This window comes from Enterobacter sp. BRE11, from assembly GCF_031844285.1.
Lineage (GTDB): Bacteria > Pseudomonadota > Gammaproteobacteria > Enterobacterales > Enterobacteriaceae > Pantoea.
In genome coordinates this window covers 109367-128967 of the sequence record NZ_JAUZUX010000016.1, presented here as the reverse complement: position 1 = coordinate 128967, position 19601 = coordinate 109367, and the positions used below count along the sequence as shown (strand labels likewise).

General features: G+C 56.5%; 17 protein-coding genes and 1 pseudogene. 10 read left to right on the top strand and 8 right to left on the bottom strand.

Translation table 11 applies throughout. The features are described 5' to 3' along the window. Positions 1-235 (top strand): hypothetical protein (locus Q9R34_RS17245; RefSeq protein ID WP_485895292.1); only part of this gene is annotated, 235 nt, incomplete at its 5' end. Further along, positions 208-477 carry a hypothetical protein gene (locus Q9R34_RS17240; protein WP_485895290.1) on the top strand — a complete coding sequence of 90 codons (270 nt, stop codon included), beginning with the start codon at positions 208-210 and terminating at the stop codon, positions 475-477. The genes Q9R34_RS17245 and Q9R34_RS17240, both read left to right, overlap by 28 nt. Positions 478-583: 106 nt before the next feature. Here the strand turns inward: Q9R34_RS17240 and Q9R34_RS17235 are convergent, their stop codons facing one another. The 4 genes from Q9R34_RS17235 to Q9R34_RS17220 form a co-directional block, all read right to left on the bottom strand. Further along, positions 584-1879: a DsbA family protein gene (locus Q9R34_RS17235; protein WP_485895288.1), complete on the bottom strand. Its 1296-nt coding sequence runs from the start codon at positions 1877-1879 to the stop codon at positions 584-586. A gap of 217 nt (positions 1880-2096) precedes the next feature. Continuing rightward, a complete protein-coding gene (locus tag Q9R34_RS17230; RefSeq protein WP_485895286.1) occupies positions 2097-3344 on the bottom strand; it encodes an aromatic amino acid transporter in 1248 nt (415 codons plus the stop codon). Positions 3345-3937: 593 nt separating this feature from the next. Continuing rightward, positions 3938-4309, bottom strand: coding sequence for a hypothetical protein (locus Q9R34_RS17225; protein ID WP_485895284.1), 372 nt, complete (start codon positions 4307-4309; stop codon positions 3938-3940). 14 nt (positions 4310-4323) lie between these two features. Then, positions 4324-5691 carry an MFS transporter gene (locus tag Q9R34_RS17220; protein WP_485895282.1) on the bottom strand — a complete coding sequence of 456 codons (1368 nt, stop codon included), beginning with the start codon at positions 5689-5691 and terminating at the stop codon, positions 4324-4326. Positions 5692-5781: 90 nt separating this feature from the next. On the opposite strand from Q9R34_RS17220, the gene Q9R34_RS17215 reads away from it, so the two are divergent. Both Q9R34_RS17215 and Q9R34_RS17210 read left to right on the top strand, forming a co-directional pair. After that, complete coding sequence (locus tag Q9R34_RS17215) at positions 5782-6669, top strand: LysR family transcriptional regulator (protein ID WP_485895281.1); 888 nt, start codon at positions 5782-5784, stop codon at positions 6667-6669. 171 nt (positions 6670-6840) lie between these two features. Further along, positions 6841-7773: an alpha/beta fold hydrolase gene (locus Q9R34_RS17210; RefSeq protein ID WP_485895279.1), complete on the top strand. Its 933-nt coding sequence runs from the start codon at positions 6841-6843 to the stop codon at positions 7771-7773. Between the two features lie 5 nt (positions 7774-7778). Here Q9R34_RS17210 and Q9R34_RS17205 read toward each other — a convergent pair whose 3' ends face one another. The 3 genes from Q9R34_RS17205 to Q9R34_RS17195 form a co-directional block, all read right to left on the bottom strand. Further along, complete coding sequence (locus Q9R34_RS17205; protein ID WP_485895277.1) at positions 7779-8894, bottom strand: metallophosphoesterase; 1116 nt, start codon at positions 8892-8894, stop codon at positions 7779-7781. A gap of 209 nt (positions 8895-9103) precedes the next feature. After that, on the bottom strand, positions 9104-9835 hold the full coding sequence (gene traT / locus Q9R34_RS17200) for a complement resistance protein TraT (RefSeq protein ID WP_434123350.1): 732 nt from the start codon (positions 9833-9835) through the stop codon (positions 9104-9106). 1010 nt (positions 9836-10845) lie between these two features. Then, positions 10846-11847, bottom strand: a complete 1002-nt coding sequence (locus Q9R34_RS17195; protein ID WP_485895276.1) for a zinc-binding alcohol dehydrogenase family protein — start codon at positions 11845-11847, stop codon at positions 10846-10848. Positions 11848-12086: 239 nt separating this feature from the next. On the opposite strand from Q9R34_RS17195, the gene Q9R34_RS17190 reads away from it, so the two are divergent. From Q9R34_RS17190 to mdtI, 5 genes and pseudogenes are all read left to right on the top strand, one after another. After that, positions 12087-12887: a MetQ/NlpA family ABC transporter substrate-binding protein gene (locus tag Q9R34_RS17190; RefSeq protein WP_434123352.1), complete on the top strand. Its 801-nt coding sequence runs from the start codon at positions 12087-12089 to the stop codon at positions 12885-12887. Positions 12888-13138: 251 nt separating this feature from the next. Then, the gene (locus Q9R34_RS17185; protein ID WP_485895273.1) at positions 13139-13468 is read left to right on the top strand and encodes a YdgH/BhsA/McbA family protein; all 330 of its coding nucleotides are present in this window, start codon (positions 13139-13141) and stop codon (positions 13466-13468) included. A gap of 227 nt (positions 13469-13695) precedes the next feature. Then, positions 13696-16238: pseudogene (locus Q9R34_RS17180) on the top strand (excinuclease ABC subunit UvrA). Between the two features lie 599 nt (positions 16239-16837). Beyond that, positions 16838-17188: a multidrug/spermidine efflux SMR transporter subunit MdtJ gene (gene mdtJ, locus Q9R34_RS17175; RefSeq protein WP_485895271.1), complete on the top strand. Its 351-nt coding sequence runs from the start codon at positions 16838-16840 to the stop codon at positions 17186-17188. After that, positions 17175-17504, top strand: a complete 330-nt coding sequence (gene mdtI, locus Q9R34_RS17170; RefSeq protein ID WP_434123359.1) for a multidrug/spermidine efflux SMR transporter subunit MdtI — start codon at positions 17175-17177, stop codon at positions 17502-17504. The genes mdtJ and mdtI overlap by 14 nt, the downstream gene beginning before the upstream one ends. Positions 17505-17534: 30 nt before the next feature. On the opposite strand, the gene Q9R34_RS17165 is transcribed toward mdtI, so the two are convergent. Further along, positions 17535-18440: a LysR family transcriptional regulator gene (locus tag Q9R34_RS17165; protein WP_434123360.1), complete on the bottom strand. Its 906-nt coding sequence runs from the start codon at positions 18438-18440 to the stop codon at positions 17535-17537. Between the two features lie 152 nt (positions 18441-18592). Between Q9R34_RS17165 and Q9R34_RS17160 the strand changes: the two genes are divergently transcribed. Next, the gene (locus tag Q9R34_RS17160; protein ID WP_485895269.1) at positions 18593-19342 is read left to right on the top strand and encodes an SDR family oxidoreductase; all 750 of its coding nucleotides are present in this window, start codon (positions 18593-18595) and stop codon (positions 19340-19342) included. The last annotated feature ends 259 nt before the right edge of the window (positions 19343-19601 follow it).

The window sequence follows — 19601 nt, the reverse complement described above, 5'->3', positions numbered from 1 at the left end:
AGCGGTTAATGGAAGGGTACCAACGAAAGATGAGCTTGTCGCTCTCCATTCTTATTGGGGAGATATGAAGAATTATGGCTGGAATACTGAGCCCGATTTGCCTTACAGAACCAGCAATACGCTGAGCTCTGGCGGCGCGGGAGATACAATCGCGGTATGGTTGGCGAGTGGAGAGGTCGATGAACAGCCCTATAATGCCTGGAACGCATGGAAGCTCCGCTGCATCTCAAATTAATGAGGTGTAAATCTTTCGCGCAGGCTGTGCGTGATAATATCAAGATAAGTGGCGACGCTTATGATGACACGGCCGCGACCAACAAGGTGTTTGACCGCTTCAATATTAAACGCTTCGAAATAACGGTTACCGCTTATACAGGTTTCAGCGTTATTTCAAACACTGCTGAAGTGGCTGCAAAATCACTGCTAATTCAGGCAGCCTTTCACAAGATAATCATTGAGGATACTAAGTGCGCATAATCATGATTATGTTAAATAGACTATGCGGTTGGTTTCGGTTAGCGATGTGCGGGCTTCAGCATTAAAAAATCCCCCTTTCCCCTGCTGAACCCCGCCTTAAGACCTTTTATTTCACGGCGCTTTCCGCCCGTTTAATGGCGGCCTGTAGTGCGGACGCGTTAGCTACGCCGGGAAAGACGCTGACATTGTCGGCGTTAGCGCCGCTGATCGGCATGACGATTAGGCCAGGCGTCCCCTGAAATCCAAGGTTTTGCGCCAGCGCATCTGTCCGCGCCACCACATCAAGCATGCTATTCGGATTACCTTTTGGCCTGCCCGCAGTTGAGGCCGCTTTTTTAATATCCGCCTGCGTCAACTTGCCTTCCTGATGGCCCGTAGCAAATAGCGCGTTGTGGTAGGCCAGATAGGCGTCGACTCCTTTTTGCTGCCAGATCATCAGCCCCGTCTCCGCTGCGGTCAGTGACGGCTCCCATCGCGAAGCAAAAATGGGCCACTCCATAAAGATATAGCGCACCTCTGGATGGGTTTGCATCAGCGACTGAATAACAGGCGCCTGTCTGGCGCACATGACGCACTGATAATCGAAAAATTCAATCAGCGCCACCTTAGCATCTGCCGGGCCTGCTGCAGGAATGGCGGGATCGTTTAATAACGCATCCTGACGCTGAACCACGGCTGCGGTAATGGCCTTGATCAGCTTTTCATGCTGTAAAATATCCAGTTTTTCGCTGACTTCGAGCAGCACTTCGGGATGCGCCAGCAGATAGCCTTTTGCGATTGCGCCAATCTGCTCTTCCTGCTCGGGCGTGAATTTATCCGCCGTGTGCTCAGATGCTGTGGGGGCAGTTGTTTGCGCTTCAGGTTTTGAAACGGGCTCAGGCTGCGTGGTTGACGAAACCGGTGCCGCAACAGCCTGCGTTGCCTGTCGATTCGCCGCAGCTGGAGATGATGAGGCTTCAGCGGCAGGCTCGACCGGGTCCGCGTTGACCCTTTGAGAAGGCTGTTCCGGGCCGGTGGAAGCGCCTGCTTTGCCTGACGCAACAGAAGGATCCTGTGTCGCTGAAGAAGATGCCGAAACAGCTGCCTCAGCGGTTTGCGCTTCAGGTTTCACGGGCTCAGGCTGCGTGACGGGCGAAGCAGGCGCCACAACCGCCTGCGCTGTCTGTTGATGCGCCGCCGGTGCAGACGTAGAGGCTGCAGCGGCAGGTTCTACAGGGCCCGCCTTGACGCGTTGGGAAGGCTGTTCCAGGACGGTGGAAGCGTCTGCTTTACCTGACGCGACAGGGTGATCCTGTGACGCCGTGGAGGATTCAGAAGCAGCCGCGTCGGCTGCCAGGGCGGTATGGGTAGTGATGCCAGCCGCTAGCATAACCGTGAGGGCAATATTGGTCATTTTCACCATGCGATAAGATCCCAAAAAAAGTCTGATGCCTGACCAGGCGATAGCCGACTATTTTTGCTGAATGCGTTCTGCGCTGAATTGACGAGCGTCATCCTGTAGCGCTGTTTATTAAACAGAGAGATAACGGAAATCAATTAGTTAAGGAGGGAAAAGAACAACTCGGTTACCGGCCTGGCCGAAAAGCGCGGCAGCAGGCCGGTGAAGCAAAAGCGCCCCGCTAGCCGCTAAATGCAGGCAGCAAATTGAACCAGCTCAGCGTCCACGCCAGGATATTCAATGCGCCAAAGGTTATCACTACCGCTGGCGCAAGCGTGCTCCACGCCCCTGCACTTTCCTGTCGCGCAAAACGTCTGCGCGCGTTGATATAGAGTAATGCCGGCACAATCACCGCCCAGAGCGTGGCGAAGAGCCCGGCGAAGCCGATAGCGGCGAGAAAGCCGTCTGGAAACCACAACGACGCGCTCAGCGCGGGCACAAAGGTCAGCAGGGCCACCTTGAAACGCGCCAGCGGCGTCTCGCCCAGCTTCAGGCGATCGGCGATAAAGTCAAAAAGGCCAGCCGTTACGCCCAAAAACGACGCGATCACCGCAAAATGGGAAAACAGCGTCATCATTAAGCTCAGCGCGCCGACATGCAGGCGGTCGCGTAAGGAGGCCAGCAGCGCGGCGATATCCCCGCCCGCCGCCACCACGGCGGGAAAAGCGGCGCGCGGCAGATTGCCCATGGTACCGGTAATCCAGAACAGATAGATAATCAGCGACATCAGGGTGCCGAACACCAGCGCGCGCCTCACCCGCTTCTGCTCGCCGCCATAGTAGCTTATCAGGCCCGTAATATTGCCATGATAGCCAAACGAGGCGAGGCAAAACGGCAGGACGCCAAAGGCATAGCGCCAGTAGCCGCCCTCGCTGTTGTCGGCGTTAAAGAGCGTAAGCGGATCGACCTGGATGAGCAGCCCGCCGAAAACCGTCACCAGCAGCAGAAGTTTGGCCAGCACGCAAAAGGTCATAATCCTGCTCACCCCTTTTGTGCCCAGCCAGACGACAAGGGCGACGCACAGCGTCAGGATCGCTTTTGCGCCCGCGGTGGAGACAGGCAAACCGGCAAGATTAAGCGAGTGCTGATAGACTGGCCCGCTGGCCGAAATATAGGCATAGGTCAGAATGCCCAGCACAAACAGGATGCTCAGGCCGTTGAGCGCCGCCCACCGCCGCCCTAACAGCGAGCGCGTTAAGGTATCGTAGCCGGAGCCCAGCGGAAAATAGCGGCTCGCCTGCTGGAACAGCAGTCCCGACAGCAGCATACATCCCCAGCTTATCAGCAGTATCAGCAGCGACCAGCCGAACCAGGCGCCGGCCATCACCACAGGCAGCGTAAACATCCCTGCCCCCACCACCGTCCCGCAGATAATCATCGCGCCCCACCATACCGAGGGTTGACGCTGTGTTAATGCTGTTTCTGACATTACGTGTTCCGATAAAAAATTTAAGCCTGCACCAGGCGAGCGATGGCGAGAGCATAACGCATTAGCTGACGATCCTCTCCTGGCAGACCATCCACAGAAAAACCAACAGAGAGCTCGCCCGCTCTTCCAGGCTCCAGCCAGAACGGAACGGGCGCCGGCGTTTCACCCGTAAGGGCGGCGTCGAGCAGCACGATATCTGAAACGCCAGGCGCAATAAAGCCTGACGTATCCCGAATGTGGGAAACCGGCCAGTACCGGCTACCATCGCGAATCTGCGGGCGTTGCTGTTGTCCTTACAGGAAAAAGGCAGGCCAAAGTAAGATGGCTGCGGGGAAAGGTATCGGCATGGCAATAGTCCAGCACCGCACTCAGCAGACGCGCCGTTTCGTAAATGTGCATACGATCGTCGCGCTGCAACCCCCCAGCCACGCTTCAATAGTGATGTGTGGTTCTTCTGTAGTGCGCAAACAAAACTTTTCTTGCGTCAGGCTTTCCTGCCGATCGGAGTAAGCCGCGCGGATCGCTGAGGAAGGTGAGCGTGAACGCCCGAACGGCTTCGCCCAGAGAACGAATAGTCGTGATGACAAAACGCTTCATAATGATTCCGCTACCGCCGTTTCTTGCAGGTAGCGCCAGCGAGGCTCGCCTGAATCAAAATCAATAATGGCGATCGACCAGCGGACATGCGTGGCGCCTTGTTCATAATGGGTTTCGCGGTAGCGGCAGGTTACCGAGGTTTCCGTCTGGGCGAGCGTTTCGCAGGCGTCCGTTTCAATACGCAGGTCTGGCCGTATTCCTGTGTTGTTACGGAAAAGGCTTTCCACTTCGGATAAGCCGACAGGCTCTCCCTTAATGGTAACCATGCTGAAAGAGTCGCTGAAGCTGGCGAGCAGCCGGTCAAGGGCTGAGGGATACCCAGCGCGCCCGGTAAATACCTCTTCAATCCACTGATGCAGTTCAGTCACGCTGTAATGTGCGATTAACTCTCTTTCCGATCGCATAAGACCTCCGATTTTTGGCTAAGATTGATGAGTCCGAGCAGAGGAAGTAACCCCAGCCCGGCGGCAATAAGAAACACAGAATGGTAAGCTGACGTCATTGTGGTGGACTGCTGCAGCAGGTTGAATAACAGGGTAAACACCGCGGCGCCTGTGCTGAAAGAAATTTGGCGGTTCAGATTCCAGATGGTGCTGGCGCGTGCCAGGCGATCCCCTTCAAAATCCATCATCGCGGTAGTCTGAGCGGTATTGGCCGCTATACCGCCCCCCATTCCCATGAGCAGATAAGCGCAAACCAGAAACAGAAGATCGTGGGACGCCTCGGTGACCGACAGCACCGCAATACCGGCGGCGTGCAGCAGCAGACCTGCCAGAAAAAGCGGCGCGGCGCCGGTGCGGTTATATAAATGACCGCATAGCGTCATGGCGCAGAAAGAGCCGCCCGCATAGAGCACCATCAGTGAGCCCGTTTCGCTCGCTGTCCAGCCCAGCACCTCCTGCACGAAAAAAATATTAAGCAGATTGACGCCGGTAAAAATGCCCGGCACTGCGTAATAAACGATGACGGAAAAGCGCAGATGCGCGTTTCCAAGCACGCTTAAATCCAGCACAGGGTTAGCCTGGCGGCGGTAGTGCAGCACATAAGCAAACGCCAGCGTTATGCCCGCCAGAACCAGCCCCAGAGGCAAGCTCTGGTGAGCAGAGTCAGCATAAAAGGACATGCCTGACAGTAGCGCCGTCAGCGCCAGACTGATAATAATCAGACCAACAATATCGGGCCGGCGCGCCGTGATTTTTTCAGACTGGATCCACAGCAGCGCCAGCGCAGCGGTCGCGAGGCTGAAAGGAATATTGCAAAGAAAGACCCAGCGCCAGGAGAGATGGTCGACAATTGCCCCGCCAGCAGCCGGTGAAATGGCTGGAGCGATAAGGGCGACAGCCATCACCAGCGTGGAAATTCTGGCTCTTTCATCCTTTTTAAACAGGCCAAAGGTCAACGCCTGCCCAACGGGGATCAGCAGTCCTCCTCCTACACCCTGGATAAAACGAAATAACACCAGGCTGCCAAAGTGGTCAGCCAATCCGGAAAGCAGCGCGCCCGCAGAGAATATCAGCATGGAAGCTGCTATTGTCAGACGCGCGCCAAAGCGGCTGGCAAGCCAGTGGCTAAGAGGAATAATAAGCGTCAAACCAAGAATATAGCTATTAGCTACCCAGGCAACGCTGGAAGCTGAGACCTGTAATTCACGCGATATGTCAGGCAAGGCGATAGCCGACATAAATATATTGATACAGTCGATAAAAAAACCAGCAAGGAAAACACAAGCAATGCGATAGCGATACGTCATTTTGACCTCCGACGCGGAGTCTAAGGCGGCTTGACGTTGAGAGTCGATTAAATTAAATTAAACGCGGTGTTTACTTAAAATTAACAGTTAATGTTTAACCATTTAAACCGAATTCAGACATTTATCGCGGTCGTCGACTGCGGTTCCTTTACGCGCGCGGCAGAGCGTCTCTTTATCAGCAAAGCCATGGCGAGCATTCATGTCAAATCGCTTGAAGAGGCGCTTAAGGTTCAACTGTTAATCCGCAACTCGCGCGGTATTATCCTGACTGAAGCAGGGGAAGCGCTTTACAGAGATTTCTGCGAAATATTCATTAACATCCAGAGCTCACTTGAAAATATTTCTGACAGCCACAGGTCGCTCTCTGGCGCCTTGAATATTACGTCAACTACGGAATTTGGCGAACAATATATCATTCCGCTGATTGGGGATTTCTGCCAGCTACACCCTAACCTGGGCATTAACTTTTACGCAGACTCATCTTTAAATGATTTAATTTCCGATCGCCTCGACTTAGCTATCAGGCTTGGCACACTACGTGATTCGGAATTAAAAAGTCGCAAGTTAGCCAGCTATGATATTTTGCTTGTCGCCTCGCCTGAATGGCTGGTAAATAACCCATTACGCTCTGTCAACGATTTAAACAGCGTGTCCTGGATCGCTAACAGTAATTTACAGCCACCGACGCAGTGGACGCTGCGTCATAAAGACGGAACGTCGACAGATATACGCGCCATCGCGAAATATCACTCCAACTCGTCAACCGCCATTAGATCCATGGCCATTGCCGGTCTTGGCGTTGCCATTCTTCCGGAATGGATGGTTCGCGAGGAGCGTGAAGCAGGCAAGCTGATCCCGCTGTTTGCGGACTACGCCTTACCCGCGCAGGACATTACCATAGTCTATGCAGGCGACCATCGCATTCGGCTTAAGTGCCGAATTTTCATCGACTTTCTAATTAAAAACATAAAAATATAATTCTCTGCGCGCCTGAAATCGTTTCCTGCAAAGAAGTGATCGTCACGCTTGACGCGCTGCAGCGGGCACAATTAGGATAAGATCGTTTCCTAATATCGCTAAGCGGCAGGCATGCCGCCATTATCAACCCGCAGCGCTACCCCACTTTCATTGCAGACAAGGAATAACGCCATGATCCACGGTTCAATGCCGCCCGCGCCACAGGGTTTTAGCCACAAATTCGCCGCCGTCAACGGGTTACGCTTTCACTATGTTGAAGGGGGCGCGCCTGGCGAGCCGACCGTGGTGCTGATGGCGGGTTTTCCAGAAAGCTGGTACGCCTGGCGTCACGTGATGCCCCAACTGGGGAGCCGCTTCCATGTTATTGCACTCGATTTGCCCGGTCAGGGCGACAGCGATCGCCCGTTGGAGGGCTATGACACACAGACTGTCGCTCGCCGCACCCACGATCTTCTCGACCATCTGGGCGTCAGGCGATACAGCCTCGCCGCCCATGACGTCGGCGCGTGGGTCGCCTTTCCCTATGCGCATCTGTTTGCGGAAGAAGTGACGGCGCTAGCGCTGATGGATGCCGGTATCCCCGGCGTGACGCTGCCGGATAGGCTGCCTGCGGCCTCGCCTGATGCCTGGAAGACCTGGCACTTCGCTTTTCACGCCGTGCCCGATCTCCCTGAGGTTCTGCTTGAGGGGCGTGAACGCGCCTACCTGGAGTGGTTTTTCTGGACGAAGACGGCCAGTCCGGCTTGCTACGGCGAAGAGGTGGTTGCCGAGTATCTGAGGATTTACGGCGCGCCCGGCGGCATGCGAGCAGGACTGGCCTTTTACCGATCGGCGGCGCTATCGGCTGAGCAAAACCGGGCCTTCGCGCAAAAGGGTGGACTCACCATGCCGGTGCTTGGCTTAAGCGCCGATCAGGGGTCAATCCCGGATATGTCTGCCCTGCTGCGCGCGTTTGCCGTTGACGTCACGGGCGAAACAATCAAGGCGTGCGGCCATTTCCTGCCCGAGGAGCAACCCGACGCCGTCGCGGACGCCCTGACGCGATTCTTTTCGCGCCAGGCGGCCTCAGCGCGCGCGTCCGTTCAGGAGATCGCCCGCGTGTAACCGCGCTACTCTCCTCCCCGCAGCGTGATGCGCGTCAGTTCCGACGGCCGCCCTAACCGGATCGCCATGCCGGGCCAGAGGGCGGTGCCGTTATTAACGTAAAGCTGCATGCCCTCCACTTGGTAAAGCCCGGAGACAAAACCGCCGTTGGGTTTGGCGAAGAGCCGGTCAAAGCCGGCGATCAGCCCGCCATGCGTATGGCCCGACAGCTGTAAATCGACCTGCTGCTGCGCATTCTGGCGCGCGTTGCGCGGCTGGTGGTCGAGCAGAATAACCGGGGCGTTTTTCGGCGCGCCTTTTAACGCCAGTGCCAGATCGGGGCCGTCCGCCTCTCTCCGCGATGCAGAGATGTCAGGCAGGCCCGCAATCACCAGCTCCGCTGCGCCGCGTTTGACTATAACGTGGCTGTTATGCAGGGTCGGCAGGCCCAGCGAAGCGAGGTGCTCGGTCCAGCGCCGCTGTTCAAAAAAGTATTCGTGATTGCCGGTAATGGCGTAAACGCCGTCCGGCGCGTGCAAACTGGCAAGCGGCGCCACATCCTGCCTGCGGTTTTGCACGGTACCATCAATCACATCGCCTGTTATAACGATGAGGTCGGCATTAAGCGCCATGGCCCTGTTGACCATCTGCGTGGCCCAGGCGGCATTAAAGAGCTTAGTGATATGCAGATCCGTCAGCTGAAGAAGCTGGTAGCCCTCAAACTCGCGCGGTAGATGATTAATTCTGATGGTGATCTCTTTCACCGGCGGCACGCGTATCGCCTGCTGTACGCCAACGGCCGCCAGCGCCATAGCCAGCAGCGCCGCCAGATAACGCACCATCGGTGCAATCTCCAGCGGGTGCCCGATCAGAAGCGACAACAGCGCCACCGCGTCAATCATCATCTGCAGCAGTGCAAGAAACAGCACGGCGCCGAACGCCCAGTTGCACAGAATGATCAGCGCGCGGGGCATCTCCGGGGAAAAGATGCCGCCTGCGGTGAAGCGGCTGATCAACAGGTATTGCGAGGCCAGCAACACCAGTGCTGATAAGAGGATTTTTAACGCCAGCGGCATCGCTAACGGGAGAAGGAAACGCACGATGACATACCAGCTCGGTATACTGAAAATCAGATGAAACATGGATCGTCCCTGGGTTACAGGCGCTTGTTCAGCGCGAAAAGGAGTCTGACAGAATGGTGTAACGCGTGCTCAGGCGTTTAAGCGTAGCACGAATGCGGCTGGTCGCTTCGTGATGATCCCAGGCGTTGATGGCGTGAAAGGATTGCGCTGTAGGGGCGTTCAGCCACGCCTCGCGTGAAATCGCAAAGGCGCGGCTGAAGCGAAGAAAATTACATAATACCGGCGACGGATTTCGCCAGCTGGGCTTCCAGCACCGGCTTAGCCTCTTCAAATTTCAGGTTGACCTTATTGGCGTTGGAGACCACGCGCGTCTGATATTTCACGCGGTTGCCCTCTTCGCTGCTGGTCTGCAGCTTAATACCGGCGTTCCCCTGACGCAGCGCACCGATATTTTCGGTGGTGACGGTGGATTTGCTGCGCTCGGAGATTTGCAGATCGGTCACCATCGTGAAGTTTACGTCCTCGATCAGCGCATCTGCCGCCATGCCTGCCAGCCCGGCCGCGAGGCCAATTCCCAGGACAGCACCGCCCGAGTTGCTGTTATAAGCGGTAATGCCAGCACCCAGCGCCGCGCCGGTGGCAGCGCCCTCATAGCCCGTCGACAGGAAACCCTGCGACTGACGCAGATCCATTTTTTCTGCCTTAAGCACGTTGGCCTGAATCCAGTAATAGGCTGTGTCGGGTGAGGATGTCACGGTGTAGCCTTTAGCGCGCAGATCCTGTGCCAGTAATGTCTGAAGATCGCTCATATCTTTGTCTGACGTGTTGCGCACCTGCAGATAAACCGTTTTTTCGTTTGACGGCTCAAGCCACACTGTCTGGCTCATCTGCGTTTTGACGTCGAGATTACGTTTCTTGATGGCCGTTCCCATTGCGCTACAACCTGAGAGAACCAGACATGATGCGACGACAGCCGCCACAACGGTATTGCGGTGTTTCATTTACTGCTCCTTGTTAAATTAAAAAACGGGGCAGTCTCGCCCCGACGCGCACTCCGGTGAGGGATATAATTGAAAACGCATCCTCTACCGTCAGAGTGGCGGGATGATTATCGGCCGAAAGGTGAGAAACTTAAATCTATTTCATCGGTATGGCCGGATCGCAGAGGGATTTTTGGCGGGCTAAGCCCGCCAGGCGGGCGCTCAGGGTCACTGGCAACAGGAGAATTGATAAAGGAAACGCCACGATAGAGGCCTGGCCGGCGAACACAGCGCGGCCTGGTGACGATTAACCGCGATATCCGTCAGCCAGCAGCCCAAACAGCCGGTCGTACCGCCACGCGTTATTCAAATTGTTCAGACAAGGTTCTGCCTTTTCAAATAGGCCGCCAGCCGATGTTTGAATCGACGCGTCTGAAAACCTATTTCACTCCAGACATAGAGCGGCGACTTAATGAAAATCTCCCGCTCTTCAGCACGAATTTGCGCACATTTTTCACAGCGGAGACAGCTGTCGTAAAACCAGAAATATTCGTCCCGACTTAAAAGCGCGCGGCAGTGCCTGCAGTAAGCTCCCATACATTCCTTATTATCTGATGCGTTGCTCGCGTTCAAATCAGCATTGAACGCCTGACTGTTAAATGCGGCCGTTTTGCCAGTGATGAAGTACCCAGTAACTCCCTGGTACTGCCCACCTTCGACCTGTTCCGCAATTTGACCTGTTGCCTCAACCTACGGGCACAGCGGCACTGGTAGCAATGAGAGTTATTCTCAAATATAGCGCTCTGCGAGCGCAGGCAGGATTTTTTCGCCAGCTAGTGGTTAAGGAGACGACAATGGCGCACGGGCGTCACGCTGGCGGCGCGGTGGCCGCCAGCAGCGCGAGTGCGTAATCGGGCCAGCAGGAAGCAGGCCTGACACTCGGTTTCCGTGCAGTACACATAAAAAAACCCGGCCTTTTGGCCGGGTCGCAGATTGCAGGCAAACGGTGGTGGTTTATCTGTCAGGTCGCTTTAAAAGCCTTCCAGTACAATTTTGCCACGCGCGCGGTTGCTCTCAATCAGCGCATGGGCGCGACGCAGGTTTTCCGCGTTGATGACACCGTAATGCTCGCCTTTAGTGGTACGCAGCGTGCCATCGTCGATCAGGCGGCGCACGTTTTCCAGAATCTCATTCTGGCGCGCCATATCCGGCGTCTGGAACAGCGAGCGGGTAAACATCAGCTCCCAGTGTAGCGAGATCGCTTTACGCTTCAGCGGCATCGCGTCGAGGGTGTCTGGATCGTCAATCACCGCCAGACGGCCCTGCGGCGCCAGCACTTCGACGATCTGCTGATAGTGCTTGTCAGTATGGGTCAGGCTGGCGACATAGCGTAGCTGCTCGACGCCGATTTCGTGCAGCCCTTCCAGCAGCGGACGGGAGTGATCGATCACGTCGTGTGCGCCCAGTTCGCGCACCCACTCGGCAGTTTCAGGACGCGACGCGGTGGCGATAACGCGCAGCCCGGTCAGCTTGCTGGCGAGCTGGGTCAGAATCGAACCGACCCCGCCGCCCGCGCCGATAATCAGCAGCGCTTCGTTCTCCTGCTCTTTCACCTCAAGGCGGTCGAACAGCAGCTCCCAGGCGGTTAGCGAAGTCAGCGGCAGCGCGGCGGCATCGGCGTTGCTTAGCGAAGCGGGCTTGTGACCGGCGATGCGCTCATCCACCAGGCCATACTCCGCATAGGAGCCGGGGCGATCGATGGCGCCCGCATAAAACACCTCGTCGCCGGGCTTGAACCGCGTCACGCTCTCGCCAACCGCTTCTACCGTGCCGACGGCGTCCCAGCCTAGAATGCGCGGCTGCTGTGTCGGCGCGTTGTTACGCACTTTGGTATCGACCGGATTGACGGCGATCGCGGCGATTTTTACCAGCAGATCGTGCGCGCCCGGCTGGGGCTGCGCCAGCGTGGTGTCGTAGAGCGATTGCGGATCGGCGATCGGCAATCCATTCTGGCTGTAGACGATAGCTTTCATCTCTGTTCCTTTTTGCAGTAATAAGTTTGCTGATGCTGGATAACAGCATAGGCGGGCTGCGCCGGGAGAAACACCTGCTGGCAACAGCAGCACTTTCACTGCGGGAGGGAAAATAGCCGTCCCGGCGGAAAACGGTGTCAAATGGAGCGGATAAAAAATCGGCAGTCGCACCGCTATAGATGTACAGACGTCTAGATGTAGATTATAGTCCTTTCCCTACGACAAAAGGGATCTGGCTTATGAACAAAAAAGTGCTTTCTATTCTGCTAGCCGCGTCAGTTACGCTGCTTAGCGCCTGTAATAAAGATGACGACAGCAAAATCAAAGTGGCTATCAACACCGGTCCTGACCAGACGTTATGGGAGACCGTTAAACAGGTGGCGCATGACAAATATCATCTGGATGTCGATGTCGTGGCGTTCAACGACTACGTGCAGCCGAATGAAGCGCTGTTTAATAAAGATGTCGATGCCAACGCCTTCCAGAGCCTGCCCTATCTGGAGATGCAGTCTAAAGAGCGCGGCTACCATTTCGCCGTGGTCACCAATACCTTCGTCTTCCCGATTGCTGGCTATTCGCGCAAAATCAAATCGCTGAATGCCCTGCCGGACGGCGCAACGATCACCATCTCTAACGAAGCGACCACGCTGGGCCGCAGTCTGCTGCTGCTGCAGGCACAGGGTCTCATCAAGGTGAAGCCGGAAGCGGGCCTGCTGCCAACCACGCTGGACGTGACCGACAACCCGAAAAAACTGAAGTTCGTCGAGGTCGATACGCCGCAGCTGGCGCGCACGCTTGACGATCCGCAGGTTTACGTTTCTATTATCAATAACAACTTCGCCGCGCTGGCGAATCTCTCCGCCTCGCGCGACGGCATGTTTATGGAAGGCAAAGCCTCGCCGTACGTGAATGCCATCGTGGCGCGCGAAGATAATAAAGACAGCCCCAATATCCAGAAGCTAAAAGAGGCGTTCCGCTCGCAGGAAGTGCTGGATAAAGCCAATGAGCTTTATAAAGGCGATATTATTAAAGGCTGGTAACTCCGCTCCGCCTCCGCCTGCCATACAGGTTGGGGAGGCGGTTCGCTCGCCTGTTTCGGCATGTCAAAACCCGCCAGAATGTAATCAAATGAAAATATCTTCGCTAAACCTTCGTTAAGTTATCAGCCGCTGTTTCCATAACATCTCATTAGCAATTAAAGCTAAAACGCATAACAAATTCTGGCGTTTATTACTTTCGTTACGACCGAAAACAGAGATAACCGTGCGTTAATGCCATAAGGAGTCGTCTGATGAAAGAGTTAGTGCAGGATGTTTTATCCATTTTCTCTCCGCAGAGCGTGAATCCCGTATTGATTCGTTCGGGCCTCACTCAGCGTGAAATCGCTTCCGTGCAGCCCTTCGCCGTAACGTCGGTGAGCTGGGCGACCTCTATGGAAGAGCTTAACGCCGCGTTTGTCCATAAAGCGCGTGAAGCGGGCGCGGTCGGCTATCACATTACCGATGTGGAATCGCATAAAGCGGGCAGCGACGGCCAGCCGCTACTGGCGGCGAAAGCGACGCTCTACACCATCCCCGACGAAAGCGACCATACGCCAGCGGCGGCGGGATTTATCCTGTAATCGGTCTGAATCGACGCAGACCTTAAACGCCCTCTTCTGTCTGTTATAAAACGCCCTTTCCTTTCAGGCTCAGGCGGCCCAGGCCGCCGCGGCCTTCACCCGGCTTTTTGCCTTCCACGCCTCCGTCAGCGTCTATCCCTGCTACCCTTTGACGACTTACCGGCTAGCCGTGCAGGCGGCGAGCCGACAGAACAGCACGTTATGGAAATCTTTTGGGTAGGAGCGTTATGACGTCTAAAGGAAAGGAAAACAGCGGCAACCTGCCGCCTCACAGCAATTACAGCGGCGTCAGCGTTCAGGGTGCGAGAACGCATAATCTTAAGGATCTCTCCTTCACCTTTCCCCGCAACGCCATGGTCGTTTTTACCGGCGTTTCGGGATCGGGCAAGTCGTCGCTGGCGTTTGACACGCTCTATGCAGAGGCGCAGCGGCGCTTTATGGAGTCGGTCGCGCCCCATGCGCGTCGCCTGATAGATCAGGCGTCGGCCCCCGACGTAGACAGCGTTGATGGCCTGCCCCCGGCGGTTGCGCTACAGCAGAGTCGGGCGGGCGTGCAGGAGCGCTCCACCGTCGGCAGCCTGACGCGCGTTTCTGCGACCCTCAGACTGCTCTATTCCCGCGCCGGAAAGCGGCCTGACGGCGTGCCTTTTCTGGCAGCCGAATCCTTTTCGCCTAACAACCCACAGGGCGCCTGTCCGGCGTGCCAGGGCATGGGCAGGGTGCATCAGGTGAAGCGAGAAGCGCTGGTGCCGGACGCCTCCCTGAGCATTCGAGAAGGCGCTATCGCTGCCTGGCCGCACGGCTGGCAGGCGAAAAACCTGCGCTCCATCCTGGAGGCGCTGGATTACGATATCGATGCGCCATGGGAAGCGCTCTCTGAACGGGACAGAGAGTGTATCCTGATGACCGATGAGCAGCCCTCGGTGCCTGTCTTCATGGGGCTTAGCGCCGAACAGCGTAAAGCGGCGATAGCGGCAGAGGTCGAACCCGCCTATACCGGCACCTATACCAGCGCCAGAAAATATGTGCTTCAAAGCTATGCAGGAGGCAAAGAGAGCGTCAAAAAGCGCCTTTCCCGCTTTGTCGCCGTAGCGCCCTGCACGCTTTGCCAGGGGAAAGGACTTAACCAGGATGCGCTCTCCGTGACCTTCGCAGGCTACGACATCGCTGAAATGGGCGAGCTGACCATCGCTGAACTCAAAGCGCTGTTTTCCCCGCTGGCGAAGGGTGCCTCTTCTCTCCTTCCTGAAGAGGCGGCGCTAAGGGAAGCCGCGATCCGCATGGCGGCGGATATGGGTGGACGGCTGGACCAGCTGGAAAATCTTGGCCTCGGCCATCTCTCCCTCGGCCGCAGGACAACGATGCTCTCCTCTGGCGAGCTACAGCGCATCCGGCTGGCGACGCAGCTGATCTCACAGCTTTTTGGCGTCATGTATGTGCTGGACGAACCGGCGGCCGGTCTCCATCCGGAAGATGTGCGCGCGCTGATCCACTCGCTGCGCGCGCTGCTGGCGGCGGGCAACTCCCTGGTGATTGTGGAGCACAATCTTGACGTTATTGCCGAAGCGGACTGGCTGACGGAAATTGGACCCGGGCCGGGCCGGCTGGGCGGCGAAATCGTCTATAACGGCGCGCCTTCAGGCCTGACGCGCAACGGCCAGTCAGCGACGGCAGACTACCTGCACGGCGACCGCTATCCCGGCCTGCGACAGCGCAGACTGCCTGAGCAGTGGCTGCAGTTTGAACAGGTAACCTGCAATAACCTTCACGCGCTCGATTTTTCGCTGCCGCTCGACAGAATGACCGTGATTACCGGCGTTTCTGGCTCAGGCAAATCGACGCTGCTGATTCGCGTCCTGCCCGCATTGCTCCAGCGGCTGGACAACAAGCCCGCCGACGAAGAGGAGGATGAGGAGGATGCCACTACGGCGGTTCAGGGCAAAGTGGTTGCCGGCGGTGCTTCTCTGAAGCGGCTGGTACGTATCGATCAGCGCCCTATCGGCCGCACACCGCGTTCTAATCTTGCGACCTATACCGGCTTTTTTGATACCGTCAGGCGGCTGTTTGCCGAGACCGATGAGGCGAAGAGGCGCGGCTTCGATGCCAGCCGTTTTTCGTTCAATCTGCCCGCTGGCCGCTGCCCCGCCTGCGAAGGACAGGGGCTCATCACCATTGAGCTGCTGTTTATGCCGCAGGCGAGCGCGCCCTGCTCCACCTGCGGCGGCGGTCGCTATAACGCCGAGACGCTTGAAGTGCGCTGGAACGGCAAAACCATTGCCGACGTGCTGGCGCTGACGGTAGACGAAGCCGCTGAGTTTTTCAGCGACAACAGCACTATTCAGCGTTCGCTCACCGCGCTTAAGGCACTGGGTCTGGGCTACGTGACGTTAGGCCAGCCAGCGACGGAACTGTCAGGCGGGGAGTGCCAGCGCATCAAGCTCGCCTGGGAGCTGCAGCGCGCGCAGCGCGGCAAAACGCTCTATCTGCTCGACGAACCCTCAACCGGCCTGCATCCCTCAGACATGGATAAGCTGATGCGGGTGCTGGATCAGCTGGTGAAACGGGGCGATAGCGTGGTTATGGCGGAACACGATATGAGAATTGCCTCTGAGGCTGACTGGATAATCGATCTTGGCCCGGGCTCGGGGGAAACGGTGGTCATATCGTGGCCGCCGGGACGCCGGAAGCGGTCAGCCGTGCAGAGAACAGCGTGACCGCGCCCTATTTAGCCCGGTGGCTTAAAAACAGGCGCGGCGATCCGCAGACGTAGCGCGAGAGATGATTTCGCGGCTCGCGAAAATCCAGCCCTTTAACAGACAAACCAGCAGGCAGCCGGAAACATGTTATTTCCGGCTGCCTGCCACGCGCGACAGAAATACGCGAGCCCTGAAAAGATCCTGTTCGAACGCAAAAGCGCCCCCTTTTCGCTGCCTGAAAAAAAAACTGCACAGCAGCAAATAGAGTATTACTGCTATTTAAGTATGTTGTAACTATAGGCAGGCTGGATGTTATTCTGGTTTTATCTGACCTGACCCCACCTGCTTACGCAACACAATAAACCTTGTGATAAATCAATATTGGAACTTGCTGCTATTGAAACAGCATCAGGCAGATGCTATAACTGCGCCGTGTCTGTTACTGGAGTACAATCCGTCCACCGATGAGAAGCAACAGCGTGGATGTCTTGTTTATTTTATGCGCGTAGCGTTTATCAATCTTTCTCATTTCCTCTGCTCTCTTTCCGTCTGCAATATCGCCGATCGGCACTGGCGTAGCGCCCTGTAGCCTCCTCTCCTCGTATCCCTATGCCAAAAGGAACTTGCGCCCGTGCGGTGCAGGTCGATTGAATTATTACGACAGGAGTGAGCCATGTTTGCATGGGTTTTATTATTACTTGCTATTTTTAGCGAAATTATCGGCACGCTGGCGATGAAATGGTCCAGCGTCGACGAAAGCGGTTCAGGTTATTTAATCATGCTGGTGATGATCGCCTGCTCCTATATTTTCCTGAGTTTCGCCGTCAAAAAAATTGCGCTCGGCGTCGCCTACGCTTTATGGGAAGGCATTGGCATCATATTAATTACGATATTTAGCGTCCAGCTGTTCGGAGAGCCGCTGTCGCCGATGAAAGTCGCCGGCCTGGCGGTGCTGATCGCCGGTATTATGCTGATCAAAACCGGTACCACGCAGAAAAAGGAGCCGCAGCATGTCATCCGCTGATATTACGCATATGCTCTGGCTGGCGCTGGCGATCCTGCTGGAGATCGCCGCCAATATCTTCCTGAAATATTCCGATGGCTTTAAAAAGCCGCTGCTGGGCATCGCGTCATTGCTCTCGGTGCTGCTGGCGTTCAGCGCGCTCTCCCAGGCGGTAAAAGGGATTGAGCTGTCGGTCGCCTACGCGCTGTGGGGCGGTTTCGGCATTGCGGCTACCGTGGCAGCGGGCTGGGTGCTATTTGGCCAGCGACTCAACGCGCGAGGCTGGGCGGGGCTCACCCTGCTGCTGGCGGGCATGATCTTAATTAAGCTCGCCTGATAGCGCGTAACGTCCTGCTGCTGCCGGACGTTACGGCTCCAGCCGCGCAGGAAATGTTTCCTGCAGCCAGCTAATAAAGACCCGCAGTCGATGCGTCACATAGCGATTTTGCGGGTAAACCACATGGAAGGGATAGCGCGCTGGCCGCCACGGCGCCAGAATCTCCACCAGCCGCCCCGCCTGGATATGCGCCGCGGTAGCATAGGTGAAGGTCTGTACGATACCCATGCCTGCCAGCGCCGCCGCCAGATGCGCGTTGCTTTCGTTTACCCCGACGCGATACTCCGCCTTAATCTCCGTTTTCTCTCCGTCGCGCGCAAAGCGGAAGGGAAAGGCGCGTCCGCTCTGCGGCGAAAGGTAGCTGATCAGCCGGTGGCCATTTTTCAGCTCCTCAGGATACGCCGGAACGCCATAGAGCTTAAGATAGGCGGGCGTGGCGCAGGTGATAAGGGTGGCAAAGCCGATCTGGCGCGCGATCAGCGAGGAGTCGTTTAACGGCCCGCCGCGGATCACGCAGTCGACATTATCGCTAATCAGATCGACCGCGCGGTCAGCGACGCCGAGATCGATATGAATATCGGGATAGCGCGCCATAAAATCGGGCAGCGCCGGGATCAGCACCTCGCTGGCGGTCGAGCCGCCAACGTCAATGCGCAGGAGACCGCGCGGCGAGCAGCGCGCCACGTTAAAAGAGGCGTCGATATCCTCAAGATCGTGCAGGACGCGCAGCGTTTTCTCATAATATTCCTGCCCTTCCGGCGTCACCGTAACGCGGCGCGTGGTACGCTGCAGCAGACGGATGCCGAGATGCGCCTCCAGCTCCTGCACCAGCTTGCTGAGCGTGGCGTTCGGCATATTTAACGAGTCCGCCGCGCGGGTAAAATTGCCCGCTTCCACCACGCGGGCGAACGCCCGAATCGCCATCAGCTGATCCATCATCCCTCCTGATCTTCGATTATCCACCCACAGAAATAGTGCTTTTCATTTTACAGGATTTTTCAATAAAGCCGGAAGGGATAGATTGCTCCTCAGCGCTGCAGTGACCTGGCGCTGCGACCCTAACCTATATGCTTAAAGAGGAAACGATCATGACTCACGCACTTAGCGGCAAAATCGCCTTAGTCACCGGCGGCACCAGCGGTATCGGCCTGGCATCAGCACAGCAACTCGCCGCACAGGGCGCGCGCGTTTTTATTACCGGACGCCGTCAGGAAGCGCTGGATGATGCGGTCGCGCTTATTGGTTCTGCCGCGACCGGCATTCGCGCCGACGCCTCGCTTCTCACCGATCTGGATGCGGTCTACGCCGAGATAGCGCGCAGCGCCGGCCACCTGGATATTCTGTTCGCCAATGCAGGCGGGGGCGACATGCTGCCGCTGGGCGCGATTACGGAAGCACATTTCGACCGTATCTTCGCCACCAACGTGCGCGGCGTGCTCTTTACCGTACAAAAGGCCCTGACGCTGCTGGTAGACGGCGCCTCGGTAATTCTGACCTCATCCACGACTTCGGTGCAGGGCACCGCCGGATTCAGCGTTTACAGCGCCAGCAAGGCGGCAGTGCGCAACTTCGCCCGCTCATGGGCGCTGGACCTTAAAGAACGCGCTATCCGCGTTAACGTCGTCAGCCCAGGGCCGGTGCGTACGCCAGGCCTGGGTGAGCTGGTGGATGAAGCCAGCCGCCAGGGCTTGTTCGACGCGCTGGCAGCGCAGGTGCCGCTAGGTCGCTTGGGCGAACCCGAAGAGATTGGCAAGGTGGTCGCCTTCCTCGCCTCTGATGCAGCCAGCTTTATCAATGCGGCTGAACTCTTTGTCGACGGCGGTATGGCGCAGGTCTAAGGCTGATGCCCTGCAGGAAATTGTCTGCAGGGCCTTGCTGTAAACAGAAGTTGTACAGCCTAAGAAGCGTCCTGAAAGCACTTGACGTTTTGCTCGCTTTAACGACAATACAAAGAGTTAACTAAGTTCATGCTCATTTGAGAGCATTTTTTGCAAAAAAGTTATCGCAATTTTTTTGCATATTCTTGTACACTTTTCCAATCGATGTACAGCTTGTCAGTTTTCTTAACTGATCATCGTTTAACTCATTTTGGGGTAA